Source organism: Nocardiopsis sp. FIRDI 009, from assembly GCF_003386285.1.
In the GTDB taxonomy this organism is placed as follows: domain Bacteria; phylum Actinomycetota; class Actinomycetes; order Streptosporangiales; family Streptosporangiaceae; genus Nocardiopsis.
Window position 1 is genome coordinate 1 of record NZ_QPNC01000016.1, and the last position, 24,814, is coordinate 24,814.

Genomic DNA, 24,814 nt, shown 5'->3' on the forward strand with positions numbered 1-24,814 from the left:
CGAACTGTTCACCGTCATCGCCCACCACACCCGACCCGGGCCGGTCCCACCACCCAGGAACGGGGGCGCCCGATGAGGCGGCGGACGGTGTGCGAGATCCGCCAGGTGGCCTCGATGACCGAACTGCGCCTGTGGGCGCGGGTGCACGGCACCCGCATCCGGTGGATGGGGGCCACGACCGACGGAGGAGAGATCTGGGGCGCCACAAGGGGCGTGGCCACCCGGGTGTGCGTGACCCCGCCGGACGGGCGGGTGCACCCGATCGTGTGGCGCTCCCCCTTCGAGGGGGCGCCCGGCCGGTAGCCGGTGAAAGGACCGCCGCGCCCCGGGGACTCGGGTATCCCTCGTCGACCCGGCCCCGGGACGCGGCCCGGATGGAGGGGTGACCATGAGTCAGGACTCCGGCGACCGGCCGCTGACGGCCGAGGAGGAGCGGGCGGTGGAGGTCCAGGGCCGCTGGGTGGCGATGCGCATCGCCTGGGAGGAGGAACTCCGTTCCCGGGGCGAGCCGGTTCCGGGCCCCTTCGACGACGTCGAATGGGGCGACTAGGACGTGAGGGTGTCCAGGCGGTAACCGATCCCCCGAACGGTGTGGATGAACCGGGGCTGGGACTCGGAGTCCCCGAGCTTGTGGCGCAGGCGTCTGATGTGCACGGCGATCGTGTTGTTCACCGGCGGTAGGGGCTTGTGCCACACCTCGGTCCACAGCTCCTCACGGCTCACCACACGCCCGCTGTGCCGCATGAGGAAGTCCATGATCCCGAACTCCCGCAGTGCGAGGTTGACCGGGTTCCCGTCGACGAACAGCCGGTGGCCCAGCGCGTCGAGCTCCAGGGCGCCGGACCGCAGAGCCGTCGGCTGATGGCTTCCGGTGGCCGGGGCGGGGGCGTCGGCGCCGGGGAGCGATCCGCGCAGCAGGGCGGAGAGCTCGGGGATCCGGTAGGGGCGGTTCACACAGGCGGTGGCCCCCGCCGTGAGAGCCCTCAGGGCCCGTTGGGAGTCCCCCGCGCCCACCCCGATGAGGATGGGGATGTCGGTCGCGCGCCGCACCACGCGCACGAGTGTCTCCAGGTCCACCTCGGGGGGAGCCGCGCTGGTGACGAGCGTGTCCGGTCGGATCATGCCGATCCTGAGCAGGGCCTCGGCCCCGTCGACGCAGACGGTGATGTCCATGTCGTGCCCGCTCAGCGAGAGCACGAGCTGGTGCGACTGCTCCGACTCCGGCTCCACCAACAGGACGCGGATCGGCCCCTCGGACCGGTCGACGACGCGCTCGGTGTGTTCTCCCCGCTCGGCCCGCTCCACCCGCTCCTCCTCGTCCGGAGCGCCCGAGGGCTGCGGGACGGAGGTGGAGGGGGTGAACGCGGGCATGGGCGATCCACTTCGTCGAAGGGGAGGGGGACGGCTCGGGACGGGTGGCCTACCCGAAACGTCCGGAGATGTAGTCCTCGGTCCGCTTGTCGGAGGGCTTGCTGAAGATCGTCGCCGTCTCGTCGTACTCGACCAGGCCGCCGAAGCGGTCGCCGTTGTCGTCGATGGCGGCGGTGAAGAACGCGGTCCGGTCCGACACCCGCGCCGCCTGCTGCATGTTGTGGGTGACGATGACGATGGTGAACTCGTCGGCGAGTTCGTACATCAGGTCCTCGATCTTGAGGGTCGCGATGGGGTCGAGCGCGGAGCACGGCTCGTCCATCAGGATCACCTCGGGGTTGACCGCGATCGCCCGCGCGATGCACAGTCGCTGCTGCTGACCGCCGGAGAGGGCGAACGCGCTCTCCTTGAGCTTGTCCTTGACCTCGTCCCACAGGGCGGCCTTGGTCAGCGACTCCTCGACGACGTCGTCCAGGCCGCTGCGCACCCCCATGATGCGGGGGCCGAAGGCGATGTTGTCGTAGATCGACTTGGGGAACGGGTTCGGCTTCTGGAAGACCATGCCGATCCGGCGGCGGACCTCGATCGGGTCGACCGCAGGGTCGTACAGGTCCTCGCCGTGGTAGGTCACGCTGCCCTCGACCCGGGCCTCGGGGATGAGGTCGTTCATCCGGTTGAAGGTGCGCAGCACGGTGCTCTTGCCACAGCCGGACGGGCCGATCATCGCGGTGATCTGACGCGGTCCGACCTTCATGTTCACGTCGCGGACGGCCTTGTTGGAGCCGTAGTGGATGGAGAGGCCGCTGACGTCGAAGACGGGTTCGTCCAGTCCGGGAACCTCCCGGTTGTACCGGACGGTGTCGGGGGCGACGCCACGGCCGGACTCGGAGCCGCGGGGAGTCGCGGTGTTGCTGACAGACATGAGGCCACTTCCGGGTCGGACGGAGCTTGCGCGGTCGATGAGGGGGCGGATCCGCGGAGCGCGGTCGTACCCATGCAAAGGTGTCCGGATGAAGCGGAGGTGAACGAACCTCGTGGCCAAAGTGAACGTGTGCGGTGAACTCGGATGATTCCGGATGTCACCGACGCGACGGGAACGATCGGAAGGGGCGTGGACACCGTCCGTGACCGTGGGTGAGGTGACGGCGTCGGTGACCGGACGGGGGCGCCGGACGAACGGGTGGGTGATCACGGACGCCCGGAACCGCCCCGGACACCGATGCTCGCGGTGTCCGGGACGGCCGTGCGGGCGGTCGCCGGGAGGCTCACTCCTGGCTGGCGGACCCCTCACCGTCGCTCGCGGCCCGCTGCTGTTGTTCGGCGATCTTCGCGCGGACCTCGTCCATGTCCAGTTCACGGGCCTGGGTGATCAGGCTCTCCAGGGCCTCGGCCGGGAGCGCCCCCGCCTCGTTGTAGATGACGGTCCGGTCCCGGACGACCATCAGCGTCGGGATGGAGCGGATCTCGAACTCGAAGGCGAGCTCGCGCTGGTCCTCGGTGTCCACCTTGGCGTGCACGATGTCGGTGTGCTTGTCCGAGGACTGCTCGAAGACCGGGGCGAACTGGCGGCAGGGACCGCACCACTCGGCCCAGAAGTCGATGAGGACGAGGTCGTTGTCCCGGAGCGTGTCGGCGAAGTTGTCCTTGGTGAGTTCGACTGTGGGCACGTGGTCTCCTGAAATCTGATCGTCGTCTGGTGTCGACCTGCGGCCAACCGCCATCCTCTTCCAGTGCTACAGCGGTCGCGTCCTCTGGTTTGTTCCACGTCCCGGCGGCACCGCCGGGAGACGCCGCTGACCTGTCGGTTTCCGACTCAACACGGGTTACATACCTGTTTGGGAGGATGAGCGCGTTGGGGCTAGGGTCGGCTCATGGGACACGCTCCCATTGTCCTGACCCAGGCGCCAAATGTGGCCTGAAAGTCGAGAACAACAAGGTCAACGGGGGGACGGATGGGGACGAACGCATCCGGGAAGGACACCCCGGTCGACTACCGCTTCACCCTCGCCAACGAGCGCACCTTCCTCGCCTGGCTGCGCACGGCCCTCGCTCTCCTCGCCGGGGCCGTCGCCGTCCTGCACCTGCTCCCGCTCGACTGGAACGAGGCCCAGCGCACCACCGTGGGACTGACACTGACCGTCCTGGCCGGGGTCATCACCGCGTACGCGCCCCTGCGCTGGTACCGCGTGCAGAAGATCATGAGCCGGGGCGAACCCCTGCGGATGAGCGCGCTGCCCATCGTGACCACGGTCGCGGTCTTCGCCGTGTGCGCCGTCATCCTCTGGGGCAACCTGTGGTGACCCCCCGCCACGACGACAACCGGGACCCGGGCCTGCAACCCGAGCGCACCCTCCTGTCCTGGCAGCGGACACTGATCCTGGTGTTCGTGGTGGGTCTGCTGTACCTGCGCGGGTCCCTGGTGCCCGGCGACACCGCGGTCGCGCAGGCGCCGATGGGCGTGCGGCTGGCCACCCTGACCCTCCTCCTGCTCCTGTGCGCGGTCCTCGCCCTGCACCTGTGGTACCGGTGGCGGCGGACCGGGCGCGGCCTGCGCGACCCCGCCACCGGAGGCCCCCCGCCGACCCTGGCCAGCCCGTGGGCGCTGGGTCTGCTCAGCGCGGGTGTCCTGGGAGTGTGCGTCGTCCTGGTGCTGACGGTCCTCCTGGCCTGAGCGGTCGTCCGCCGGTGTCCGCATGCCCTGGTCGGGCGGGTGTGGGGCGCCCGGCGGCCGTGCTCCCTCCCTCGACGGGCGCGGGGGCGCGCCGGGGCCCGTGGACGTCCGCTCCCCGTCAGGCCGGAGCGGGCACGGACCGGGCCGACCGGCGGTGCTCGACGATCGAGTGGATGATGTCGTTGAGGTCGCGGGCGGGCTCGAAGCCGATCAACCGCCGGGCCAGCGAGGTGTCGGGGTAGCGGCGCTGCATGTCCTCGTACCCCTCGCCGTAGGCGTCCTCGTAGTCGACGTAGGTGATCGCGCTGGAGGAGCCGGTCAGCTCGACCACGCGGTCGGCCAGCCCCTTGATCGACACCTCCTCCCGTCCGCCCAGGTTGACGGCGCGGTTGTACGCCTCCGGGGTCTCCATCAGTCGGGTCATCGCGGGGACGACGTCGAAGACCGAGCCGAAGCAGCGGCGTTGCGTGCCCGTGCCGTACACGGTGATCGGCTCACCGCCCAGCGCCTGGCCGACGAAGCGCGGGACGACCATGCCGTAGCGGCCCGTCTGGCGGGGTCCGACCACGTTGAAGAACCGCGTGATGACGCACGGGACCCCGGACTCCACGCCGTGGACGTAGGCGACCAGCTCGTCCAGGCCCTTGGCGGCCGCGTAGGACCACCGGCTCTTGGTCGGCGACCCGTAGACGCGGTCGTCGTCCTCGGTGAGGCCGTCGGCGTCGTTCTTGCCGTACACCTCACTGGTCGAGGCGATCATGTACGGCACCCGGTGGGACACGGCGGCCTCCACCACGTTCTCCGTCCCGTGCAGGTTGGTCCTCAGGGAGCGGAGGGGGTTGTCCACGATCGTATGGACGCCGACCGCGGCGGCGAGGTGGTAGACGGTCTCGGACTCGGCGACGAGGGCGTCGACGAGGTCCCGGTCGAGGATGTCGCCGTGGACGAAGCGGAACCCCGGCGCCCGTTCGGCGTGCGCCAGGTTGTCGGCCGACCCCGTCGACAGGTCGTCGAGCACGGTGACGTCATGTCCGAGCGCGACCAGGTGGTCGCACAGGTGCGAGCCGATGAAACCGGCGCCGCCGGTGACGAGGATCTTCATCGTTGACCTCCACTGAGGGGGTTGTGCGTTGTCGTTCTTCACGGGGGTGGGTGCGTCGCATGGGATCGGCGGGAAGAGGGCGGGTCGCGGGGCGGCCGGGAGGAGACCGGGAACGGATCGGGGACGTCACCGGTGGCACCGGGCCGACCGGCGGTTCAGGCGAGCTGGCGCAGGACGTGGAACCCCTCGGCGAACGCGACCCCGGCCTGCATGCCCCGGAGCACGGCCAAGGCGCGCAGGGTCTCCTCGGAGCGGGTGTGCGGGTGGGGGTGGCTCTGCGAGCCGTAGGCCGACATGGCCTGGAGTTTGTCCGTCACGGCCTTCTCGTCCAGCTCGACGAGGAGGGTCGGCGGGCCGACCGGCTCGGTCCGCCACTGGTCGGCGGCCTCCTCGTAGGCGAGGACCAGGGGCGGGTGGTGCCGGAGGGCGGCGTTGGACGGGCGCAGCGCGGTGTGCGCGGCCTCGGCGACGGCCCTGTGGTCCTGGTTGTAGCTGGTGTGGTGCGGCGTGAGCACGACCGTGGGGCGCAGGCGGGAGATCGAGATCGGGCTCTCGTGCTCGATCACCTGCGCGAGCCGCATCCGGCCCACGAGGTCGAGCTTGAGGTGGTACTCGTCGCCGGGCAGGGCCATGTGCCAGTCGTCCCAGCGGAAGTGGTCGCGCACCTGCTTGATCTCGGCGAAGCGCTCCTCGGCGGTGGAGAAGCCCCGAGGGGACAGGTCGGCGGTGTCCCCGACCGTCATGAACTGCACGAAGACCTCGGCCCCCGCGTCCTTGGCCTTGCTCATGAGACCGCCGCAGCCAAGGGTCTCGTCGTCGGGGTGGGGTGCGAGGACCAGGATGCGCTCCTGGGACCAGTCTGTCTTCATGCCAGTTTCCCGTCCTTCAGCGAAAGGTGCGTGTGGGGGATTCCGGTCGGTCGACACGGATGTGTCCGGGGCCGGAGGGGGAGCGGGACCCGTGTGGTGTGTGGTCGTTGCCGTGGTGGTCATGAGGCGGGGCAGGGCTCCGGGTTGTCGGGACCCCTGGAACCGTCGGGGCTTCAGGGGTGCCTGGAACGCGCGGGAGGGCGAGGAGGTCCGCTGGTCCGGAGGGGTGGTCCGGGCCGGGCGGCAGGGGACCGTGTGTTCGCGGGCGCTCGGACCCGGTGACCGGCGTCGCGGGGCGCCCCCTTTCCCAGCGAACACGTGGACGCACTCCGGTCGGTGGCGACCACGAGAGGGTGTTTTGTGGCGGATGTGTTCAGAGGGGGGCTCGTGGTGTCCGTTTCGCCGTTCGTGCCGCGAGTGCTGTTCTTTACGGAGTTCTCCTGCCGTGCTCGGATGTTCGGGGCTCGGAGAATCCCTTGGTCTACTACGTGGTTTCGGTTTTGTCGGAACGGTGTCTCGAACCGTTCCGTCGGCGCTGCCGCGGACGTCATCGGGAAACGGTCTGATCTGCCGATTCCCCCGACTCCGTGGATCGTCCGCGGCGGGGCGTGGGTGCGCGGCCCGGTGTCCGGAACGCGTGGACCTGGGGCGTCATCGCTGGTCGGCTGGGGTAAGACGGTTCCGATTTCCCCCGGATCGGGGCCCCGCGTGGCCGAGGTGGGCGTTTGGTCGCCGATCACGCCTGGCGTTCTCCCTGTCTCGTCGTGTCACCGTTCACGGCTTTTTCCGGTTTTCTGGGCAGCCTCGAACGAACCGGAGTGGGGCGGGCTCCGGTCTTCTCACAAATATCCTCTAATGGGTACCACCTCACGCAAGCCCGTGTATACGATTTGCGTGGCCTACATAGGACGCGAAGCCGGGTGAACCCATCCGAGTCGCAGAGCGTCAACCTAACGCCGACTTTGCGGTTAATGTCGGTCCGAAAACCAGTGACTTCCGGAGGGTCCCAGGGTTGTGCGTATCGTGCGTTTCATCGGAGGTCTGCTGGCGGGGTTGGTCGCCCTCGCGCTGGCAGCGGCACTGTTTGTCTACTGGTTCGACTTCGCCACGACCTCGGTCGCGGAGGCCGGGGGAGGCGCACTCGCCTACGCCTTCCTGTGGCTGGCGTTCGGCGCGAACCTCCTGTGGTGGACCGTCGTAGGGCTGCTCCGGCTGGGGGAGGGCTCGGTCCGGGCCGTGGCCGGGGGCCGGTCCCGTGCCCGGAAGCGGGGCGGGGTCACGGCGGGCGCCACGAGCGAACGCGTCCTCGTCGGCGCCGGAGCCCCGGGCGCCACCGCGGCGGTCGGGGCGGGCCCGGCCACCGCCGACCCCGCCGGCGGGGAGGTCGCCGAGACCGCCCCGGACGGCTCCGAGCCGGGTGACGTGGCCCCGGCCGGCGGCGCGGTCGTCCCGGCCGAGGGGGAGGGGGCCGACGGCCCCCGGGACGTGAGCATCGCCGTCATCATCCCGGCGCACAACGAGGAACCGGTGATCGGCGGCGCGATCGACTCGGCGTTGAGGCTGTTCGACCGCTGGGACGTGTACGTCGTCTCGGACTCCTCCAAGGACGCCACCGCCGACATCGCGGCCAGGACCGGTGTCAACGTCCTGGAGCTGCTCACCAACCGCGGGAAGGCGGGCGCGCTGGAGGCGGTGATCGAGGAGTTCGCGCTGACCGAGCGCTACGACGGCGTGCTCATCCTGGACGCCGACACCGAACTGGACCCCGGGTACGTCGAGGGCGCCAAACGGCAGCTCCGGGACCCGGACGTGGCGGCCGTGGCCGGGTTCGTCGTGTCGGAGTGGAAGCCGCGCGAGCGCACGTTCGCGGGCCGGCTGATCTCCGCCTACCGCGACCGGCTGTACTTCATGCTCCAGTACTTCATGCGGTTCGGGCAGACCTGGCGGCGCTCCAGCACGGCGTTCATCGTGCCCGGGTTCGCCAGCGTGTACCGCAGCAGCGCGTTGCGGGAGATCGAGGTCAACCCCAAGGGGCTGGTCATCGAGGACTTCAACATGACCTTCGAACTCCAGCGCAAGCGCCTCGGGCGGATCTCGATGCGGCCCGACACCCGCGCCTACAGCCAGGACCCGTTCACCCTGCGGGACTACGCCAAGCAGGTGGGACGGTGGACGCTGGGCTTCTGGCAGACGATCCGCCGCCACGGGGTGTGGCCCAGCGCGTTCTGGCTGTTCCTGGCCCCCTACCTGGTGGAGGTCGTGCTGGTTTCCGCCGTCCTGTTGCTCACATCGGCGCTGGGCCTGTTCGTCCTGGTGGGCGCGGTCGGCGGCGAGCCGGTCATGAGCATCCCCTACTACGGGGAGGGCGTGGCCGCGGTGACCGCGTTCCTGCCGCCGGCGGCGATCGCGGTGGGACTGTTCGTGCCCGACTACGCCCTCACGTGTGTGCTCGCGACGGTCCGGCGGCGCCCCTCCTACCTGCTGTACGGGCTGTTCTTCCTGCCGATGCGCCTGATCGACGCCTACCTCGCGCTGCGGATGATCCCCCGGGCGTGGACGGCCGACTCCGACGGCCGGTGGAGCAGCCCGGTGCGCGTGTCGAACCGGGCCTGACCAGGAGCGATGTGAGATCCCACCGCCTCGCCCACCCCGGCGCGGGGCGGTCCCGGACAGCGTCTAGCCTCGGGAAGGGGCCCCGACCCTCCTCGGGGCGGCAGTCTGTGGATGAGGTGGAGTAGCGGTGGACAGCAGACGCGTGTCGTTCACGCTGTACCGGGTGCTGGCGTACGTGACCGGTGTGTTCCTGCTCGGTCTGACCTTCGTGGCCATGCCCGCGAAGTACCTGGTGGGGGAGGATTCGGCGCTCGCGCTCATCCCCGCCCCGAGCGGCATGGAGCACTGGTTCGGCCCTGAGTCGCCGCTCATGATGTTCATCGCGATGCCCCACGGCTACGTGTACATGGCGTACGTGCTGGTCGTGCTGTGGGTGTCGCTCAACCGGCGCTGGGGGGCGGGGCGGACCCTGGGCGTGGTGCTCGCGGGCACGATCCCGGTGCTGGGCTTCGTGGTCGAGCACCGGCTGGTCAGGGCCGAACGCGCCGCGGACCGGGCGGCGGGGGTTCAGGAACCCGCACCGACCGCCTGAGGCGTCCCGCCCTCCGTCTCAGAGGCCCGTTCCCGTCGGGAGCGGGCCTCGGCGACGTCCCGGCGGGCGCGGACGACCCAGAAGGCGATCGCGGAGACGCCGAACATCGCCCACTGGACGGCGTAGCTGAGGCTGCGCCAGTTGACGGTGATCTCGGTGGGCGGCTCCGGCGGGGGGAGGGGCCGCAGGGACGCGGTCGCGGGGTCGCCCTCGGGGAGGGCGACGTAGCCCTCGTAGAGGCGGTAGTCCCACTCGTTGACCAGGACGGCCGAGGCGATGCGCTCGACCTGGCCGTCGGGGGTGTCGACGGGGACGATGCCGTCGGGCGCGGCGTCGGGCGGGAGGATCCAGCCGGTGACGGTGACCCGGCCGTCGGGGGCGTCGGGGACGTCGGACCCGTCCTCGGTCCAGCCGCGGTTGACGGTGACGGCGGCGCCGTCGTCGGTGACGAGGGGGAGGATGACGTCGTACCCGCGGACGCCGTCCAGGGCCCGGGGGACCAGGAGCTGGGCGTCGGCGTCGTAGCGGCCGCTCACCTCGACGGCGGTGTTGGCGTACAGGTCCGGGTGCAGGTAGGCGCCGGGTTCGACGAGGTCGTCGAGGGGGGTGGCGTCGTCGAGGTCCTCGGCGGGGTTGGTGATGACCTCGCGGTCGGGTTCGACGGACCGGAGGGCCTGCCAGTACGTCCCGGCTGAGCACACGACGACGACCAGCACGAGGAGGAGGTGCAGGCCGATCCAGCGGGGACTGAGCAGTGTTCTCACCCGACCAGGCTATGCGCGCTCCTCGGGGGGACGGTCATGACCCCGGATTGACACAGGCCACGTCGACTTGGTCGCGAGGGGGCCGGAGAATGGCGATCACTTTAAGTAGTTTCCAGTGACTGAGGGTTGTTATTCGAGGGTGGGGTGGGTAGTGTCTCTATCAACGCGGAACGACAGGATCGCATCCGCGGACAGACCTTCCAGGCCGCGACTCCAGGGGGGAGGAGTCGCAGGCCGCTTCCCAGAGCGAGGGTCGTCTCCGTACTTTGAGGGGGGATGCGGAGGCGACCCTCGCCGCTCTTGTGTCGGTGGCATCGCAGCATGTCAGACGCTTAGCGTCGACCCCGCAGCCGCCCTCAAAGGGCTCCGTGATACTTCCCTGATACTTCGCGGCCACGATCATCCCCCGCCTGCCACCAGCGCCGCGAACCGGTCGGCCGCGTCCCTCTGGAGCGCTGGCAGCGCGTGCGTGTAGGTCCCCAGAGTCGTCTGGACGTCGGCGTGTCCCAACCGCTCGGAGACGATCTTGGGGTTGACACCCATTCCGAGCAGCAACGTCGCGCAGGTGTGCCGAAGGTCGTGAAGCCTGATCTCCGGAGGGGTCTCGTCGAGCCCCTGCATCGCCAACTGCTTCCCGCAACACCGGACCTCGGATCGGATGGCTGATTGCCGCCCTGATTCCGGACATCCCGCATCCGGTGCTGACCTTCAAGGGAGGGCAGGGAACGGGGAAGTCCACAGCGGCCACCATGGCGGTCAACCTGGTCGATCCGTCGCCAGCGCCGCTGCGGTCCATGCCACGCGACGTCAAGCAGTGGGCGGTCACCGCGTCCGCGTCGTGGGTGATCTGTCTGGACAATGTCTCCACGATCGCGCCATGGCTCTCCGACACACTGTGCAAGGCGGTTACCGGTGATGGCCTGGTCGACCGCGCGCTGTACAGCGACGACGACGTGACGGTGATCAGCTTCCGTCGAGCACTCGCCATGACGAGTATTGACACAGGGACCCTCGCCGGTGACCTGTCCGAGCGCCTGCTGACGGTCGAGCTCCAGCCGATTGCTCGGGACCGACGGTGCCCCGACACCGACGTGAAGCGCGCCTATGAAGAGGCGAGACCCGTTATCCTCGGCGCGTTGCTTGACCTACTGTGCGAGGTCCTGGCCGTGTTGCCGACCTTGAGTCTGCCCGAGCTGCCCCGCATGGCTGACTTCGCCCGCGTGCTCGGAGCGGTCGACCAGGTGCGCGGGTGGTCGACCCTGGACACGTACACGAGCGCCGCCGACACGGTTGCCGCTGATCTACTCGACGGGGAGCCGTTCGGGCGCGCGGTGGTCGACTACGTGGAGCGGCAGGGGCAGTGGCACGGAACCGTCGGTGACCTGTTGGCCGCGCCCCCGGTCCCCGAACCGCGTCCGGGGCGCTGGCCGAAGGGCAATCCGCAGGCGGGTAGCCAGCTCAAGCGTCTCGCCCCGGTGTTCCGCACGTTGGGGATCAGCTTCGACGACACCCAGCGCGGCACTGATCGCAAGCGCGCCCGGCTGTACGTGCTGAAGGCAGAGAACAGCGGCGGTCCGCCGTCCGCTTCGTCCGAACTGTCCACGGGCAGCGGTGACCAGCGGTTTTGTTTGGACGGTGGACCGGGAGCCGCCCGACCGGACAGTGGTGCTGATGGGGTGGACGAGCATGAAGAGACGCTGTCCGTTGTACGTGGTGCTGTTGACCAGGCGCGACGTAGTGGCGGGAGCGGGGCGGACAGTGCGGACGGTGTCATACGGGATGTCTCTGGTGACACGGTCGTTGAACGGCCCAAGACCCCGTGTCGCTCATGTGGTCGACCGCACTGGTCGTCAACTGGTTTGTCGGACTGCTACCTGTGTAGACCAGCGTGAGTGAGTGGGAGACATGGGGTTGATTGAGTGCTTTGCACCATCCGGAAGTGGAGATTGATGGAGATCTCCTGGTCCTGTACCTACGTTATTGGGTTTCTGTACGTCCAGAAAGATGTATCGTCATGATGTAACTCCATCGGGCTCCAATGTTGGAGAAGTTTGTTGGACTTTGGAGATAGTTGGAGTCGCTGAGTTGCAACGTTGGAGCAAGTTGGAGTTAGTAGGATTGATGTGGAGATGAGTGGCAAGGTCTGAAGTGCACCGCTAGGCCAAGACAGACCTCACCACCCGGTGCCGGCTCCTGACCCAGGTCAGGGGTCGGGCTATTCGCTCAGCCAGTCCTCTAGCAGGCGAACCAGCAGCTCGAAGCACTTCCACAGTGTGGGTGGGTGCCACCAGCCGTCATCTTTCCTCGGACCCATAGTGCTCCCTTCGTGGCCGGGATGGCTGATGAAGCCAATGGCTCCCGGCGACCATCGGCGGCCGCACGAGGTCGCCAATCAGTCGGGGCTCTGTGTTCGAGGACGCGATCAGGCTACCCCCATATGAGGCTCACGCGGGATCGTGAGGAAGATTTGAACTGCGTCAGGGGTCAGTTATGGACATTATGGTCGGGCGAAGTTATGCGAAGGTGTAGCTAAATTTCGCCAAATTTAGTCGTTGTTCGGGGTGAAATGTCCATGAGTGCGAAGTTGTTGCAAAGTCATTGGGTGATATAGATCACAAGTTTCCTCAGGGGATCGACCGGTCGACCCCCTTTCCTCGCGCGCACGCGCGCGAGGCGCGCCGGAACCCTGCCCCCGCGAAGGGTCCGGCGCGCGTGCACTTATTCGGTTTGGTGGTTGAACGGGTTGCCTGCGCGTGGTCCCGGGTTCTCCAGTGCGGCCACGAAGCGGGTCAACGTCTCTTCGATGATCGTCGGCGCGGTCTCCGTGTCGGGGTCGACGTCTGTCGCCACCCACAGGCGCCCGTTGCGTCGGATGACGTATTTGTGCCCGTAGCGGGACCGCAGCACGGCGACAGTCGTTGCGAAGCCGTCCGGTAGGACGGAGTCGACGGTTTTCGCCCACTCGATCACGGCGAGTTGGTCGGCGGTGGGTCCCGGCGGTTCGGCGCTCGTGTCACTCACGCTGGTACCGCCATGTCGGAGAAGACCGTACTGTCCAGGTGGGACTGGTCCGCGCGGTCGAGTTCCCGCCTCCGCTCGTGCGCCCGGTAGTACCCGCGCACCATGTCGGCTTGGGGTTCCAGTGCGGCCACGTCGACGAGGGAGACACGCGTGGAGGGTGCGGGCGTCAGGGCGACCACCTGCGGAAGCGGTGCGTAGGGACGGACACGAGATGCCTTCCGCTTGACGCGACGTCCGGTGTGCGGAGGCCAGAGGGTGTGGAGGATCGTTCGCGCGAACGCGCTGATCAGGGCGGTAATCTTCATGTCGGCATCGCTCCCTAAAGCGGTGTCCGGACCCGGGGAGTTCGCACCTCCGCCGGGTCGCTTCATGCTTGGGAAGTGACAATAGCCCAGCTCAGCTATAGCACGCTAGGCATGCCTGCATTGCTTGGTGTGGTCTGGCATGCCTAGCGTGCTCGTATGCAGTGGCAAGAGGGCGTCCCGAGATGGACGCAGATAGCCGATGAACTGGAACGACGCATCCGCAGTGGGGAGTATGCCGCTGGGGAGCGGGTCCCGTCCGTGATGCGGATTCAGGACGAGTTCAAAGTGGCTTCCGCGACTGCCCAGAAAGCTCTGAGCGGGCTCAGGAACCGGGGACTGACCTACACGGAGCCTGGACTCGGTTCGTTCGTGCGCGGCACGTAGAACCGGCGCCACGGGTCGGGCAGGGGGTTACACGCCATGAGCCACTCGTGCAACGCCTGGAACGCCACGTCGGCCCTCTCCAGATGCGCGCGAAGCTCCGCCTTCGTCGCCCTGCTCTCAGGGGTGTCCCGGAGCAGGCTCGACACGTCGTCGAAGAGGTCGTCCGCGTGGACCTCGGTGTCTGATTCCGGGAGCAGATCATCCAGCGAGTCACGTGTCATGAGTCGTCCGTTCCGGTGCGGTCGCGCATCGGCGCGATGGTTCGTGTGCCACGTCGGGGGAGCGGTACCCGGGGTGTCGGGCGTGCGGGTGGGACCGGACGCGCTCGGGGCTGTGTCAGGCGCGCAAGCTCCGCCAGTGTGCGCGCTCGGCGGTTGCGTTCGGGTACGGGCGGCTCGGCGTCCCCGTCGCGGGGGTTCGTGGATGCCATGCCCCCATGCTCGGCGTCGGTTGTCCACCAGCGGTAGGCGACCAGTGGTGACTACCCTGAGAGTCACCGGTCACCAGTGACATGGAGCGCCCCCATGACCGACTTCTCCCAGCGCGCTCGGGAAGCTCTCCGCGACCGTGGCCTGTCCATCCGGGGAGCGGCGCGCGCCACCAACTACGACCACGGTTACCTCGTTCGTGTGCTGGGCGGGAAGCAGGCTCCTTCTCCCCAACTGGCCGCAGCCCTCGACGACCTGGTGGACGCGGGCGGCACACTCGCGAAACTCGCCAGCGTCCCCGAACCGCGTATGCCCGTCCCGTCCCTGCCACTGCCTTCGTTGGCGCCTGACCGCGACCTCTACGAACGGATGACGTCCGTCGTGGAGCAGCCTCGGCGCGTCGACGCGCACGCGGTCACGTGGCTGGAGAGGTGTCTCGCCGAGCATCGGCGCGCGGAGGACACGCTCGGCAGCGGCCCCGTCGTCGGCGTGGTCCGCGCGCAGTTGTCCACGGTGACCGAGCTGGGCCGTGAGGCTCGCCCAGACGTCCGCGATCGACTGGTGTCGCTCGCCGCGCAGTACGGGCAGTTCATGGCGTGGCTGTGCAACGACCAGGGCGACAAGGCGTCCGCGCTCGCGTGGTACGACCGGGCGCACGGCTGGGCGATGGAAGCGGCCGACGCGAACATGGCGGCGACGACCCTCTCCATGAAGGCGCACATCGCGTGGAGCGTCGGTGACGGACCCGGCTGTGTTCGGTTGGGCGAGGCCGCACGTTGGCATGACGGCCGCACCACGCCGGGAATCGCCGGTATGGCCGCGCAGATGCAGGCGCGCGGGCACGCCCTGTTGGTCGAGCCGGACGCGGCGCGCCGGTCGCTCGACGAAGCCGAGACGCTCATCCGGAACGCCTCCGAGCACCCCGAAGACGAACCGGACTGGATGTACTTCTACGGCGACACCTGGTTCCTCGCCCAGCGCGGCATGGTCGAACTCGACCTGGGTAACGGTGAGCGTGCCGTGGACATGTTGTCGCGCGCGCTCGACGGGCTCCCGGAGCACTACCGGCGCGACCGCGCGTGGTACCGCGCCTGTCTGGCCACCGCACACGCGGTCGCCGGTGATCTCGACGCGGCGGCCGACATCGCCACTGACACAGCGGGCGACGCGCTGGCGGTCAACGCCTACGCGGTCGACGAACTCCGGGGCGTCGCCTCCACGGTCACCAAGCGCGCTCCGCGCGTCGGTCGGGACCTGGTCGACGCCCTGCGGTAGGGGCACAGACGACGGCGGGGCGCCCGAGCTGATTGCCAGCTCAGATGCCCCGTCGCTGATACCCGTCGTGATACTTCCCGTGATACTGCCGTCCGAGTATCGGGGTGTCCCGGGGTGCCTCCGGATGTGGCCGGGGGTTCCGCTACCCGTCCCCACCTGCGTCTGGTGGTATCCGGATGCTTCCCGTTCCCCTGCTCACACGGGATGCGGAGGCGACCCTCGCCGCTCTTGTGTCGGGGGCGTCTCCGCTGTTCGGCGGGGGCGCCCCCGGTGTCGTTCCCGGGGCGTTCCGCGCCGCTGATACGCGTTCGGACACCGAGGGCGGAGTGGGGGGTCAGTGTGGTCGTGAGCGGAAGTCGGCCCAGAGGTCCACGGCCTGTTCCAGACCGAGGGAGGCCACCTCCTCCGGGGGCATGCCGACGGTGTGAATCAGACGTTCGGCCAACCAGTCCGGGACGGGTTCTCTCGCGGGGGGCGATTCATGCGCCACCTTCTCCGCTGGTTTGCCGAGGTGCTCGATGACGGCCGCGAGCTTCTGGGCGGTGGGGGTGTCCTTCGAAGCTGCCCGGACTCTCCGGGAGGCCTCGGCGTAGACCTGGGCGTCCGCTCGCGCTCCGACGGCCCAGACCTCGCAGATCTCCACACGTTTCTCGTCGGTGACGCGGTACACGACACGCCAGGTGTTGCGTCCGACGACCAGTTTGCGAAACCCCGTGAGTTCGCCGCCCAGGGGGTATCCGGCCTCTGGGTTCTCCTCCAGGAGAAGGACCTTCTTGAGGACCTTGGGCACAGCGTCCGGGCCGAGTCGCCGCAGATCGTCGAGGGCGGCGTCGGTGAAGGTGATCTCGGCCATCAGTCCTCGGGGAGTTCTTCGAGTGAGGCACGGCTGTGCCCGAAGGCGGCCAGTACGTCGTCCATGGAGGTCCGTCGTCCACTGTCCGTGAGTTCCCGGGCCATGACCAGGGCGAGATCCCTCAGATCCGCTTCCGCCTGCTCCAGTTCCGCGAGTCGGGCGAACGCGACCACGGCCGCGACCGGCTCGTGCCGACGGGTCACGATGACCTCGGTGCCCTGTTCCGCGTCGTGGACGATACCCGCGACGCCACGTCTGGCCGCATCGGTGACGCTGATCTCCTGGGTGTGCTCAAGAATCGCCATACCTCAACTGTATAGAAAACTATACAGATTGGCGACGGGTGCGCCTGTGCCAGGAACGGTTCAGACGCCCCGCCGCTGATACCCGTCGTGATACTGCCGTCCGAGTTTCGGGGTGTCCCGGGATGCCTCCGGATGTGGCTGGGGAGTTCCGCTACCCGTCCCCACCTGCGCCTGGTGGTATCCGGATGCTTCCCGTTCCCCTACTCACACGGGATGCGGAGGCGACCCTCGCCGCTCTTGTGTCGGGGGCGTCTCCGCTGTTCGGCGGGGGCGCCGTGGGTCAGGGGGTGTTCTGGACCGACCGCTCACGAAGGTCGGTGAGGTGGCGGGCGGCCGTCGCGAAGTCGTTGTCGTCGTGGAGGACGACCAGTCCGTGGTGGGCCGCGGTGGCGCAGATGAGGAGGTCCACAGAGGACAACGCTCGATGCGCGCCTCCGCGCAACAGCCGGTACTGCGCCGACTCCACCCACTGCCAGGCGCTCTTGGGGACGGGAACGCTCGGGTACAGGATCTCGAACATCCCGTTGAACTGCTCGTACTCGTCGAGATCGCGGGCCGACCTGCGGAACTCGGTGCGTTGGACGCAGCATGAGCCCACCGCCCCCTCGTGGATGACGTCACTCCACGCCTCCCGGTGTTTCCTCTCCCGGAGTACACGCCACAGGGCGGACGAGTCGATCAGGTACCGGATCACTCCCTCGACCCCTTCTCCTCGGCGCGCAGTTTCGCCCAGCCCTCGTAGTCCCACTCCCGGGAGAGTTTCGCGAAGTGTTCGAGCGCGGCGATGCGCCTGTGCCGTGCGGCGTACTCTCTGAGCGCGAGATTGACGGTCTCCTTCTTCGTCTGGGAGCCGGAGAGTCTCATGGCCTCGCGCAGGGCCTCGTCATCGATGTCGATCTGGGTCAGGCTCACGGTGTCCTCCTGATCATGATCATGTACAGAGACATCATATCCTCTGTACATGATCATGGTCAGGAGCCGGTCGATTTCCCGGGAGGTCTCCCGCGACGCACCGTGTCCGTCCCCGTGGCCGCCGCGGGGACGGAGCCGTGGCAGGTACGATCGCCGTGCCCGGCGAAGGACGTGAGGGGGCGGCCATGCAGCGTGGGGACGGGGAGCTTCCCGTCGACCCGGACGTCGACGTCCACTTCCCGCGGCAGCGCCGCGAACTGCCCGACGCGCCCTGGGCGGTCCTCGCGGCCATCTCCCTCGGGGGCGCGCTCGGCTCCGCCTCCCGTTACGGCGTCGACACCGCGCTCCCGCACGCCCCGGGCGGGTTCGCCACCGCCACGCTGCTCGCCAACGTCGTCGGCTGCCTGCTCATCGGCGTGCTCATGGTGCTCGTCGTCGACGTCTGGCCGCGCCTGGTGCTGCTGCGCCCGCTGCTCGGGGTCGGATTCCTCGGCGGTTTCACCACCTTCTCCACGCACATCCTCAACGCCCACGACCTGTTGGAGGCGGGGCGGGCCGGGCTCACCCTGCTCTTCCTCGGGGCCAACCTGGCGGGCGGGCTGGCGGCGGCGTGGGTCGGCGTCACACTGACCACCCGGGTCACACGCGCCCTCCGGTCGGTGGAGGGGGGACGATGACCCTGCTCATGGTCGCCCTCGGCGGCGCGATCGGCGCCCCCCTGCGTTACCTCACCGACCGGTTCGTGCAGGTCCGCCACGACTCGGTCTTCCCCTGGGGGACCCACGCGGCGAACGCGACCGCCTGTCTCCTCCTGGGCTTCGTCAGCGTGCTCGTCCTGCCCGAGTGGGCGTACGCGCTGGTCGCGACCGGTTTCCTGGGCGCGCTGTCCACCTACTCGACCTTCGGTTACGAGACCCTGCGCCTCATGGAGCGGCGGACCTGGTTCCTCGCCCTGGCCAACGCGGCGGCGTCTGTGGGCGCCGGGCTGGGCGCGGCCTACATCGGCGCGGCCTTCGCCACCGCGCTCTGACCACCGCACGTGAACCGTCCCGCCCCGGCGGGGCGGGCCGGTCAGCCCATGGTCTTCTGGCCGTCGATCGCCTCGCGGATGATGTCGGCGTGTCCGGCGTGTTGGGCGGTCTCCGCGATGATGTGCAGCAGGACGTCACGGGCGCTCCAGGAGGCGCCCTCCGGCCACCAGGGCGCGGCCGGGAGCTTCTGGCTGATCTCCAGGTCCGGCAGCGCGTTGACGATCCGCGCGGTCTCCTCGGCCACCTCCTCGTACTCGGCCAGCAGGTCGGCGAGGGTCTCGCCCTCCTCCATGCGGAAGCTGGCCAGGTGTTCGGCCGTGACCGCCGGGTCCGTGTAGTCGATCCCCGGGTCGCCGTCCAGAATGAACCGGATCCAGCCGCGCTCCCCCCTGGCCAGGTGCTTGACCACTCCGCCGAGGCACAGCTCACTGATGGTCGTGCGCTCGCCGGCCTGTTCGTCGGTCAGGTTCCCGACCGTGTACCGGACGTTCCCGCGCATCTCCTCCAACGTCCTCAGCAGCGCGGCGCGCTCGACGTCGACCGTCGTGTTCTGGACCCGTGTTCCCATCATGACCACCGTTTCCCGAAGTCGTCCTCCGTGATCGGTCACCACGTTAGGGAGCATGTAGGTCAGATTCTGTCCCGTACTCGCCGTCATTCCGGGTTCGTCCGGGCGGTGCACTCGTCCCTGGAACCCGCGGAAGCTCTCCCGATAACCTGGGCCTCTGGCGACCCGGAGGTTTCATGGCCCTCATCCCACTCCAGTACCGACTCGACGGCCCCAGAGACGCGCCCGTGGTCCTGCTCGTGCCGCCCTTCGGCACGACGATGTCGGTGTGGGACGCCCAGTTGCCCGCCTTGACCCGCGACCACCAGGTCCTGCGGATCAACCACCGCGGGCACGGGTTCTCCCCGGCGCCGGAGGGTCCGTACACGATCGCTGACATGGCGCTCGACGTCCTGCGCGTACTGGAGGAACGCGGGTTCTCCCGGGTCTCGGCGGTCGGGGCCGGGTTCGGCTCGTCACTGCTCGTGTGGATCGCCGCCAACTCCCCGCGCACCCTCGACCGGCTCGCGCTGCTGGCCGCGGCGCCGCGTACGCCCCCGTCGCACCGCTGGGACCGGATCGCCGCCAAGGTCCGCGCCAGCGGCCTGGCGGCGGTGGCCGACGAGGTCACGCTGCCGTGGTTCACCCCCGACATGCTCGACGACCGCCCGGAGGACGTCGAGCGGTTCGCCGAGGACTTCGGTCGGCTCGACCCCGGAGCCTTCGCCTCCGTCTGCGACGCCGTCGCCGTCATGGACCAGCGCAACCTGGTGGCCGCGGTGCGGGCGCCGACCCTCGTGGTGGCGGGCGCCCACGACCCGCTGCTGCCGCCCGGGCACGGGCGCAGGCTGGCGGACGGGATCGTCGACGCCCGTTTCGAGGTGGTCCCCGGCGCCGCGCACCTGGTGGGGGTGGAGCGCGCCGAGCAGGTCAACGAGTTGGTCACCGAGCACCTGACCCGCTGGCGCCCCGGAAGCGTGGTCTGACTCCGGGGTGACGGTCACGCGGTGGTGTCGTCGGCCGGGATCAGCGGGCGGTTGATCTCCAGCAGGTAGCCGTCCGGGTCGCGGAAGTGCGCCGCGCGGATGCCCCACGCCGTCCAGTCCCTCGGCTCGCGCACCAGCCGGGCCCCGTCCGCGACCAGCTGGGCCGCGGTCGCGTCGACGTCGTCCACCTCGAAGACCACGGCGAACCGGTCCTGGTGGGGGAGTTCGGGGTCGGCCATGTCGGTCTCCAGCGCCTCCGCCATGACCTCGCGCTGGTTGATCGCCAGACGGGTGGCGGACCCCGCGTCGAACTCCGCGTACCGACTGCCCATGTCCCCTCGCAGTACGGGGAGTTTCAGCACGTCGGAGTAGAAGCGGAAGCAGGCCTCGTAGTCGTTGACGAGGAGCCTGATGTAGGTGCAGCGCATGGGGCCTCCTGCCGGTCACTGTCCGCGGCCCGCCGGGCGTCGTGGCGGGCCGGGGCGGTCGATCACCGAGTATCCGTACCCGCGTTCCACGACGTCATGGCCTGGTTCGTGTGCCGTTGTGTCCGTGGCCGCTCCCGGCCACTCGTTGTCGTTCTGCCTCGGAATGTAGTACATGTACTATCAATGGCAGCAGAAAAGTGACGAAGTGGGGGAGTGGTATGACGTCTACGCCGACCACGCGGACGTCCAGGGCGGAGGCGCAGGCGACCGGCGCCGCGGGCGACACCGTGATCCGGGCCCGCGGCCTGCGGATGAACTACGGGAGCGCCGAGGTTCTGCGGGGGGTCGACTTCACCGCCCGCCGGGGCGAGGTGGTCGCTCTGCTGGGGCCGAACGGCGCCGGCAAGACCACGACCGTCGAGATCCTGGAGGGGTTCCGGAAGCGCTCCGCGGGCGACGTCGAGGTCCTGGGGGCCGACCCCGAACACGGCGGGGAGGACTGGCGCGCCGGACTCGGGGTGGTCCTGCAGTCCTGGCGCGACCACGGCCGCTGGCGGGTGCGCGACCTCCTCCACCACTTCGGCCGCTTCTACGCCCCCTACTCCACCCCCGGGCGCGTCCGCCCCCACGACACCGACGATCTGCTGGCGCGGGTCGGCCTCGCCGAGCACGCGGACCAGCGGATCAACAAGCTGTCCGGCGGGCAGCGGCGCCGCCTGGACGTGGCGATCGGCCTCGTCGGCCGACCGGAGGTCCTCTTCCTGGACGAGCCCACCGCGGGGTTCGACCCCCGGGCCCGCCGCGACTTCCACGACCTCGTACACGACATCGTCGACAGCGACGACACCACCGTCCTGCTGACCACCCACGACCTGGACGAGGCGGAGAAGCTGGCCGACCGGATCCTGGTCCTGGCGGGCGGCGCCATCGTCGCCGACGGCAGCGTCGAACAGTTGTCCGCCCTGGTGGAGCGGGACAGCGAGGTCTCCTGGAGCGTCGACGGTCGGCGCCAGGTGCACACCACCGACAGCCCGGCGCGCCACGTCGCCGAACTGTACGCGGAACACGGTGAGGACCTGACCGACCTGCGGGTCAGCAGGGCCTCCCTGGAGGACGTCTACATGGAACTGGTCCGCCGCCACGAGTCCGGCGACGCGGACGAGGCCGCCCACGAGTTCGCGAAGGGGATCCGGTGACCAACGCCAGAAGCAACGCGGTCCGCGCGGGGGCAGCCCGCGGCCTCCTGGAGTTCCGGGGGACCTTCACCAACCCGACGGACCTGTTCGGCTACCTCTACATGCCCGTCCTTTTCGTCGTCCTCGGTTTCTTCCTCGCCGGAGAGGAGGTCGACGGCGCCGCCACCAACTACGGAGCGGTGACCTACAGCGGAGGTCTGGTCCTCATGCTGCTCATGCTGGGGACGCTGGCCGTGGCCCAGGTCCTGGCGGCCGAGCGTGAGGACGGCACGTTCCTGCGGGCCAAGGCGCTGCCGCACGGGATGCTCGGGTACGGCGTGGCCAAGGCGGTCCACCTGTTGTCCATGTCCGCCGTCGCGATGGCGATCATCGTGGTGCCGGGTCTGTTCGTCGTGGAGGGGTTCGGCCCGCGGGGGTGGGTCGGGGCCGTCACACTCGTCTGGGTGTGCGCGCTGGGTCTGCTGGCCGTCGCCCCGATCGGCGCGGTTCTCGGCGCCCTCATCAGCAACCCCCGCGCCGTGGGACTGATGATGATCCCGATCATGGCCCTGGTGATGCTCTCCGGCGTCCTGTTCCCGTTGGAGCTCCTGCCCGACTGGGTGCTCACCGCGGCCCGGGTGACGCCGGTGTACTGGCTGGGACTCGGAGTGCGCGCCGGGACCCTGCCCGCCGACTACGCGGCCCTCGAACTGGCCGGGTCCTGGCAGCTGCCGGTGGTGGCGGCGGTCCTGGCGGCCTGGGCGGTGGTCGGGTCGCTGGTGGCGCTGCGCGTGCTGCGGCGGATGGCCCGGCGGGAGTCGGGGTCGCGGGTGCAGGCGGCGAGGGAGAAGGCGATGCGACGTGTCCTCTGAGAAGGCGACGACGAAGGCCGGTGGCGGGAGCGGTCGCAGGGGCCGGTCGGGGTCCGGCGGCGGCGAGACGATCTACAACCGCATCGCGATGCTGCGCGCGGAGCGCAACGTGTCCCGCCGACAGCTGGCCGACGCCCTCGGCGTCCACTACCAGACCGTCGGCTACCTGGAACGGGGCGAGTACAGCCCCAGTCTCCACCTGGCCCTGCGCATCGCGCGCTACTTCGAGGTGCCGGTCGAGGTGGTCTTCTCCACCGAACCCTTCCCGCGCCTGGGCCAGTGACCAGATCCCACCTCTCCCCGGAAAGGGGCACACCGTGAGTGCCGTCAGCAGGTTCATCGACGAGTTCCGTCCCTCGCAGATCAAGCGCGACATCGACGACGTGACCCGATACCACAGCGAGAACCCGAAGGTCCGCGCCCGCTGGGCCTCCCGGTCCCGGAGGCGCGCCGCCGTCCTCCTGGTCGGGGCGCTGATCCTGGGCGGGACGGTGCTGCTGGGGTGGCAGTCCCAGGACTCCGGCCGCGGCGGGCTGGCCGTCGCCCTGACGGTCGTCGTGCTGATGATCGTGTTCGTCTGGTTGGTCACGCAGCTCGGCATGGCCACGCGCCTGTCGATGAGCTACCAGCACCTGGACGAGCGCCAGCGGATCGAGCGCGACCGCTCCACCCGCATCGGCCACCACGTCACGGCGGCGGTTCTGGTCACCGCGCTTCTCCTGGTCATGGTGCCGAACGTGTTCAGCTACGACGCGGTGTCCTTCCCCGGAGAGCTGACGTGGCCGCTTCTGTGGCTCATCGTCATGGTGCACACGTCGGCGCCCTCCGTCTACCTGGCGTGGACGCAGCCCGACGAGATCCTCGACGACGAGGACGAGCCGCTCCGGGGGTGAGCCGGGCGGACCAGAAGACGTCCGAGCCCGGCCAGCCGTAGGCGTCCCGCCGGCGGACCCGGGCCAGCAGCTCGGACGACTGAGTTCTTCCGTTCGCCTGCGGGAACCAGAGAAAATCTGATAGTCAGATATCATGTTGTGTATGCGTACGATCACCGCGACCGAGGCCGCGAGAAAGTTCTCGGATCTCCTGGACGCCATCGAGGCCGGTGACCGGGTCATCATCACCCGGGGGCGGGTTCCCATCGCGGAGATCGGCCCAGCTCGTCGCCGCACCGGTGCGGACCTGCACGCGGCCCTGGAAGGCATCGCGCCGCTTGACGACGAGTTCGAGAAGGACATCGACGGGGCGCTGGACCTTCTCACGGATGAGGAGGCCGACCCGTGGGTCGACGCCTGATCCTGGACACCAATGTCCTGATCTCCTACGAGCGGGGCACGATCGACCGCTCGATGTTCCACGAGGACGAACTGTCGATCGCCGCGCTGACGGTGGCTGAGTTCCGAGTCGGTATCGAGGTGGCGGGCACCGCCGCGCGGGCAGCCGAACGTTCCAGGGCGCTGGCGGCCATCCTCGACAACGTGGAGGTCCTGGAGTACACAGAGGCGACGGCCGCACACCACGCGGCTCTGATCGCCTACACCGGACGCAGTGGTACACCTCGTGGGAAGCACGACCTCATGATCGCCGCGCACGCGGCGCAGACGGGTCGGACCATCGTGAGTCGCGACGCCAAGGCACGCTTCGGTGACCTGCCCGGCGTCCTGGCGGTGGGGCTCGAGTAGGAGCTAGAAGATGTCCGGGCCCGCCCAGCCGTAGGTGTCGCGCTGGCGGATGCGGGCCAGCTCGTCCTCGGACAGCACCCGGGGCTCGCCGAGCTGGCGGGCCCTGAGGTAGGCGGCGCACAGCCAGTCGAGCAGCCGCAGGTTCTCCAGCGCGTGCTCCAGGCCGCGCCCCAACGCCACCCCGCCGTGGTTGGCGAGGAGGGCGGCGTCGCGCCCCTTGAGCGCCTTGACCGCCTGGTCGGAGATCTCCCCGGTGCCGTAGGTCGTGTAGGGCGTCACGGCGATCGCCCCGCCCAGGGCGGCGGCCCGGTGGTGCACCGGGGGCAGCTCGGCCAGGGCGGAGGAGACGGCGACGGTGTCGGCGGTGAAGGCGTTCACCACGGCGGTGGCGTCGCGCCCGTGCTCGGCGGCCCGACGGTGCACGGCCATGTGCAGGGTGGTCTCGGCGGCGGGGTCGCGGCGCCCCTCCAGGACGCGGTCGTCCAGGGACATCACCGGGCAGTCGGCGGGCTGGAGCTGGTCGGGGGCGACCCCGTGCGGCGTGACCACCACGAGGTCCCCGCTGCGGACGCTGACGGTCGCCGACTCTCCGGGGGCGCAGCCGACGGCGGAGGCGAGGCTACGGGCGGTCAGACAAACGTCCCGGCGTTCCTGTTCTAGCAGCATGTGGGCATCCTCGACGCGCGCTCTG

Annotated in this window: 35 protein-coding genes; 18 read left to right on the forward strand and 17 right to left on the reverse strand. The window is 69.4% G+C overall.

What is annotated here, in order from left to right:
* The first annotated feature begins 72 nt into the window (after positions 1–72).
* The gene (locus tag DVR05_RS13785; protein WP_116246283.1) at positions 73–303 is read left to right on the forward strand and encodes a hypothetical protein; all 231 of its coding nucleotides are present in this window, start codon (positions 73–75) and stop codon (positions 301–303) included.
* Positions 304–388: 85 nt separating this feature from the next.
* On the forward strand, positions 389–550 hold the full coding sequence (locus tag DVR05_RS27025; RefSeq protein WP_198659177.1) for a hypothetical protein: 162 nt from the start codon (positions 389–391) through the stop codon (positions 548–550).
* On the opposite strand, the gene DVR05_RS13790 is transcribed toward DVR05_RS27025, so the two are convergent.
* The 3 genes from DVR05_RS13790 to trxA all read right to left on the reverse strand — a co-directional run bounded on the left by DVR05_RS13790 (position 547) and on the right by trxA (position 3,038).
* A complete protein-coding gene (locus tag DVR05_RS13790; RefSeq protein ID WP_116246284.1) occupies positions 547–1,371 on the reverse strand; it encodes a response regulator transcription factor in 825 nt (274 codons plus the stop codon). The genes DVR05_RS27025 and DVR05_RS13790 overlap by 4 nt on opposite strands.
* 49 nt (positions 1,372–1,420) lie before the next feature.
* Positions 1,421–2,293: a phosphate ABC transporter ATP-binding protein PstB gene (gene pstB, locus DVR05_RS13795; protein WP_116246285.1), complete on the reverse strand. Its 873-nt coding sequence runs from the start codon at positions 2,291–2,293 to the stop codon at positions 1,421–1,423.
* Positions 2,294–2,636: 343 nt separating this feature from the next.
* Positions 2,637–3,038 carry a thioredoxin gene (gene trxA, locus DVR05_RS13800; RefSeq protein WP_116246286.1) on the reverse strand — a complete coding sequence of 134 codons (402 nt, stop codon included), beginning with the start codon at positions 3,036–3,038 and terminating at the stop codon, positions 2,637–2,639.
* Between the two features lie 285 nt (positions 3,039–3,323).
* On the opposite strand from trxA, the gene DVR05_RS13805 reads away from it, so the two are divergent.
* Both DVR05_RS13805 and DVR05_RS13810 read left to right on the forward strand, forming a co-directional pair.
* On the forward strand, positions 3,324–3,671 hold the full coding sequence (locus DVR05_RS13805; RefSeq protein ID WP_116246287.1) for a DUF202 domain-containing protein: 348 nt from the start codon (positions 3,324–3,326) through the stop codon (positions 3,669–3,671).
* Positions 3,668–4,042 carry a DUF202 domain-containing protein gene (locus DVR05_RS13810; protein ID WP_369974535.1) on the forward strand — a complete coding sequence of 125 codons (375 nt, stop codon included), beginning with the start codon at positions 3,668–3,670 and terminating at the stop codon, positions 4,040–4,042. Before DVR05_RS13805 ends, DVR05_RS13810 begins: the two co-directional genes overlap by 4 nt.
* Before the next feature lie 118 nt (positions 4,043–4,160).
* On the opposite strand, the gene DVR05_RS13815 is transcribed toward DVR05_RS13810, so the two are convergent.
* Positions 4,161–5,144 carry an NAD(P)-dependent oxidoreductase gene (locus tag DVR05_RS13815; RefSeq protein ID WP_116246289.1) on the reverse strand — a complete coding sequence of 328 codons (984 nt, stop codon included), beginning with the start codon at positions 5,142–5,144 and terminating at the stop codon, positions 4,161–4,163.
* A 155-nt stretch (positions 5,145–5,299) separates the two neighbouring features.
* Positions 5,300–6,013, reverse strand: a complete 714-nt coding sequence (locus DVR05_RS13820) for a PIG-L deacetylase family protein (protein ID WP_116246290.1) — start codon at positions 6,011–6,013, stop codon at positions 5,300–5,302.
* A 1,014-nt stretch (positions 6,014–7,027) separates the two neighbouring features.
* Here DVR05_RS13820 and DVR05_RS13825 point away from each other — a divergent pair.
* Both DVR05_RS13825 and DVR05_RS13830 read left to right on the forward strand, forming a co-directional pair.
* Complete coding sequence (locus DVR05_RS13825; RefSeq protein ID WP_116246291.1) at positions 7,028–8,626, forward strand: glycosyltransferase; 1,599 nt, start codon at positions 7,028–7,030, stop codon at positions 8,624–8,626.
* 127 nt (positions 8,627–8,753) lie between these two features.
* Positions 8,754–9,158 (forward strand): DUF3817 domain-containing protein, encoded by a 405-nt coding sequence (locus DVR05_RS13830; protein WP_198659178.1) that lies wholly within the window; start codon positions 8,754–8,756, stop codon positions 9,156–9,158.
* Here DVR05_RS13830 and DVR05_RS13835 read toward each other — a convergent pair.
* Positions 9,134–9,922 (reverse strand): SURF1 family protein, encoded by a 789-nt coding sequence (locus DVR05_RS13835; protein ID WP_116246292.1) that lies wholly within the window; start codon positions 9,920–9,922, stop codon positions 9,134–9,136. The two genes, DVR05_RS13830 and DVR05_RS13835, sit on opposite strands and share 25 nt — an antisense overlap.
* Positions 9,923–10,321: 399 nt before the next feature.
* Positions 10,322–10,543, reverse strand: coding sequence for a tyrosine-type recombinase/integrase (locus DVR05_RS27405; RefSeq protein WP_116246293.1), 222 nt, complete (start codon positions 10,541–10,543; stop codon positions 10,322–10,324).
* 77 nt (positions 10,544–10,620) lie between these two features.
* On the opposite strand from DVR05_RS27405, the gene DVR05_RS13845 reads away from it, so the two are divergent.
* The gene (locus DVR05_RS13845; protein WP_116246294.1) at positions 10,621–11,814 is read left to right on the forward strand and encodes a hypothetical protein; all 1,194 of its coding nucleotides are present in this window, start codon (positions 10,621–10,623) and stop codon (positions 11,812–11,814) included.
* Between the two features lie 826 nt (positions 11,815–12,640).
* Here DVR05_RS13845 and DVR05_RS13850 read toward each other — a convergent pair.
* Positions 12,641–12,943 carry a hypothetical protein gene (locus DVR05_RS13850; protein ID WP_232832135.1) on the reverse strand — a complete coding sequence of 101 codons (303 nt, stop codon included), beginning with the start codon at positions 12,941–12,943 and terminating at the stop codon, positions 12,641–12,643.
* Entirely contained in the window at positions 12,940–13,248 is a 309-nt protein-coding gene (locus DVR05_RS13855) for a hypothetical protein (protein ID WP_116246295.1), read from the reverse strand. Before DVR05_RS13855 ends, DVR05_RS13850 begins: the two co-directional genes overlap by 4 nt.
* A 156-nt stretch (positions 13,249–13,404) precedes the next feature.
* Here DVR05_RS13855 and DVR05_RS27920 point away from each other — a divergent pair, with 156 nt between their 5' ends.
* Complete coding sequence (locus DVR05_RS27920; protein ID WP_116246296.1) at positions 13,405–13,632, forward strand: winged helix-turn-helix domain-containing protein; 228 nt, start codon at positions 13,405–13,407, stop codon at positions 13,630–13,632.
* On the opposite strand, the gene DVR05_RS13865 is transcribed toward DVR05_RS27920, so the two are convergent.
* The gene (locus DVR05_RS13865) at positions 13,590–13,853 is read right to left on the reverse strand and encodes a hypothetical protein (protein ID WP_116246297.1); all 264 of its coding nucleotides are present in this window, start codon (positions 13,851–13,853) and stop codon (positions 13,590–13,592) included. The two genes, DVR05_RS27920 and DVR05_RS13865, sit on opposite strands and share 43 nt — an antisense overlap.
* 303 nt (positions 13,854–14,156) lie before the next feature.
* Between DVR05_RS13865 and DVR05_RS13870 the strand changes: the two genes are divergently transcribed.
* Positions 14,157–15,335 (forward strand): helix-turn-helix domain-containing protein, encoded by a 1,179-nt coding sequence (locus tag DVR05_RS13870; protein WP_116246298.1) that lies wholly within the window; start codon positions 14,157–14,159, stop codon positions 15,333–15,335.
* Between the two features lie 334 nt (positions 15,336–15,669).
* Here the strand turns inward: DVR05_RS13870 and DVR05_RS13875 are convergent, their stop codons facing one another.
* The 4 genes from DVR05_RS13875 to DVR05_RS13890 form a co-directional block, all read right to left on the reverse strand.
* Positions 15,670–16,188, reverse strand: coding sequence for a type II toxin-antitoxin system RelE/ParE family toxin (locus DVR05_RS13875; protein WP_116246299.1), 519 nt, complete (start codon positions 16,186–16,188; stop codon positions 15,670–15,672).
* Positions 16,188–16,493, reverse strand: a complete 306-nt coding sequence (locus DVR05_RS13880; RefSeq protein ID WP_073704950.1) for a prevent-host-death family protein — start codon at positions 16,491–16,493, stop codon at positions 16,188–16,190. Before DVR05_RS13880 ends, DVR05_RS13875 begins: the two co-directional genes overlap by 1 nt.
* Before the next feature lie 280 nt (positions 16,494–16,773).
* Positions 16,774–17,187, reverse strand: a complete 414-nt coding sequence (locus tag DVR05_RS13885; RefSeq protein WP_116246300.1) for a PIN domain-containing protein — start codon at positions 17,185–17,187, stop codon at positions 16,774–16,776.
* Complete coding sequence (locus DVR05_RS13890) at positions 17,184–17,405, reverse strand: type II toxin-antitoxin system VapB family antitoxin (protein WP_116246301.1); 222 nt, start codon at positions 17,403–17,405, stop codon at positions 17,184–17,186. Before DVR05_RS13890 ends, DVR05_RS13885 begins: the two co-directional genes overlap by 4 nt.
* Before the next feature lie 137 nt (positions 17,406–17,542).
* On the opposite strand from DVR05_RS13890, the gene DVR05_RS13895 reads away from it, so the two are divergent.
* Positions 17,543–18,082, forward strand: coding sequence for a CrcB family protein (locus DVR05_RS13895; RefSeq protein ID WP_232832136.1), 540 nt, complete (start codon positions 17,543–17,545; stop codon positions 18,080–18,082).
* Positions 18,079–18,435 (forward strand): CrcB family protein, encoded by a 357-nt coding sequence (locus tag DVR05_RS13900; protein ID WP_116246303.1) that lies wholly within the window; start codon positions 18,079–18,081, stop codon positions 18,433–18,435. The genes DVR05_RS13895 and DVR05_RS13900 overlap by 4 nt, the downstream gene beginning before the upstream one ends.
* 41 nt (positions 18,436–18,476) lie before the next feature.
* Here DVR05_RS13900 and DVR05_RS13905 read toward each other — a convergent pair whose 3' ends face one another.
* A complete protein-coding gene (locus DVR05_RS13905) occupies positions 18,477–19,007 on the reverse strand; it encodes a DinB family protein (RefSeq protein ID WP_198659179.1) in 531 nt (176 codons plus the stop codon).
* 173 nt (positions 19,008–19,180) lie between these two features.
* Between DVR05_RS13905 and DVR05_RS13910 the strand changes: the two genes are divergently transcribed.
* Positions 19,181–19,969 carry an alpha/beta fold hydrolase gene (locus DVR05_RS13910; protein ID WP_116246304.1) on the forward strand — a complete coding sequence of 263 codons (789 nt, stop codon included), beginning with the start codon at positions 19,181–19,183 and terminating at the stop codon, positions 19,967–19,969.
* A gap of 14 nt (positions 19,970–19,983) precedes the next feature.
* On the opposite strand, the gene DVR05_RS13915 is transcribed toward DVR05_RS13910, so the two are convergent.
* Complete coding sequence (locus DVR05_RS13915; RefSeq protein WP_116246305.1) at positions 19,984–20,397, reverse strand: VOC family protein; 414 nt, start codon at positions 20,395–20,397, stop codon at positions 19,984–19,986.
* Between the two features lie 218 nt (positions 20,398–20,615).
* Here DVR05_RS13915 and DVR05_RS13920 point away from each other — a divergent pair, with 218 nt between their 5' ends.
* From DVR05_RS13920 to DVR05_RS13945, 6 genes are all read left to right on the forward strand, one after another.
* Positions 20,616–21,593, forward strand: coding sequence for an ABC transporter ATP-binding protein (locus tag DVR05_RS13920; RefSeq protein ID WP_116246306.1), 978 nt, complete (start codon positions 20,616–20,618; stop codon positions 21,591–21,593).
* Positions 21,590–22,444, forward strand: a complete 855-nt coding sequence (locus tag DVR05_RS13925; protein WP_116246307.1) for an ABC transporter permease — start codon at positions 21,590–21,592, stop codon at positions 22,442–22,444. Before DVR05_RS13920 ends, DVR05_RS13925 begins: the two co-directional genes overlap by 4 nt.
* Positions 22,434–22,727, forward strand: a complete 294-nt coding sequence (locus DVR05_RS13930; protein ID WP_198659180.1) for a helix-turn-helix transcriptional regulator — start codon at positions 22,434–22,436, stop codon at positions 22,725–22,727. Before DVR05_RS13925 ends, DVR05_RS13930 begins: the two co-directional genes overlap by 11 nt.
* Positions 22,728–22,761: 34 nt before the next feature.
* Positions 22,762–23,337 carry a hypothetical protein gene (locus tag DVR05_RS13935; RefSeq protein WP_116246308.1) on the forward strand — a complete coding sequence of 192 codons (576 nt, stop codon included), beginning with the start codon at positions 22,762–22,764 and terminating at the stop codon, positions 23,335–23,337.
* A 142-nt stretch (positions 23,338–23,479) separates the two neighbouring features.
* Positions 23,480–23,737, forward strand: a complete 258-nt coding sequence (locus DVR05_RS13940; protein WP_116246309.1) for a type II toxin-antitoxin system Phd/YefM family antitoxin — start codon at positions 23,480–23,482, stop codon at positions 23,735–23,737.
* On the forward strand, positions 23,722–24,123 hold the full coding sequence (locus DVR05_RS13945; RefSeq protein ID WP_116246310.1) for a type II toxin-antitoxin system VapC family toxin: 402 nt from the start codon (positions 23,722–23,724) through the stop codon (positions 24,121–24,123). Before DVR05_RS13940 ends, DVR05_RS13945 begins: the two co-directional genes overlap by 16 nt.
* Before the next feature lie 3 nt (positions 24,124–24,126).
* On the opposite strand, the gene DVR05_RS13950 is transcribed toward DVR05_RS13945, so the two are convergent.
* Positions 24,127–24,789, reverse strand: a complete 663-nt coding sequence (locus tag DVR05_RS13950; protein ID WP_116246311.1) for a class II aldolase/adducin family protein — start codon at positions 24,787–24,789, stop codon at positions 24,127–24,129.
* Positions 24,790–24,814: the final 25 nt, after the last annotated feature.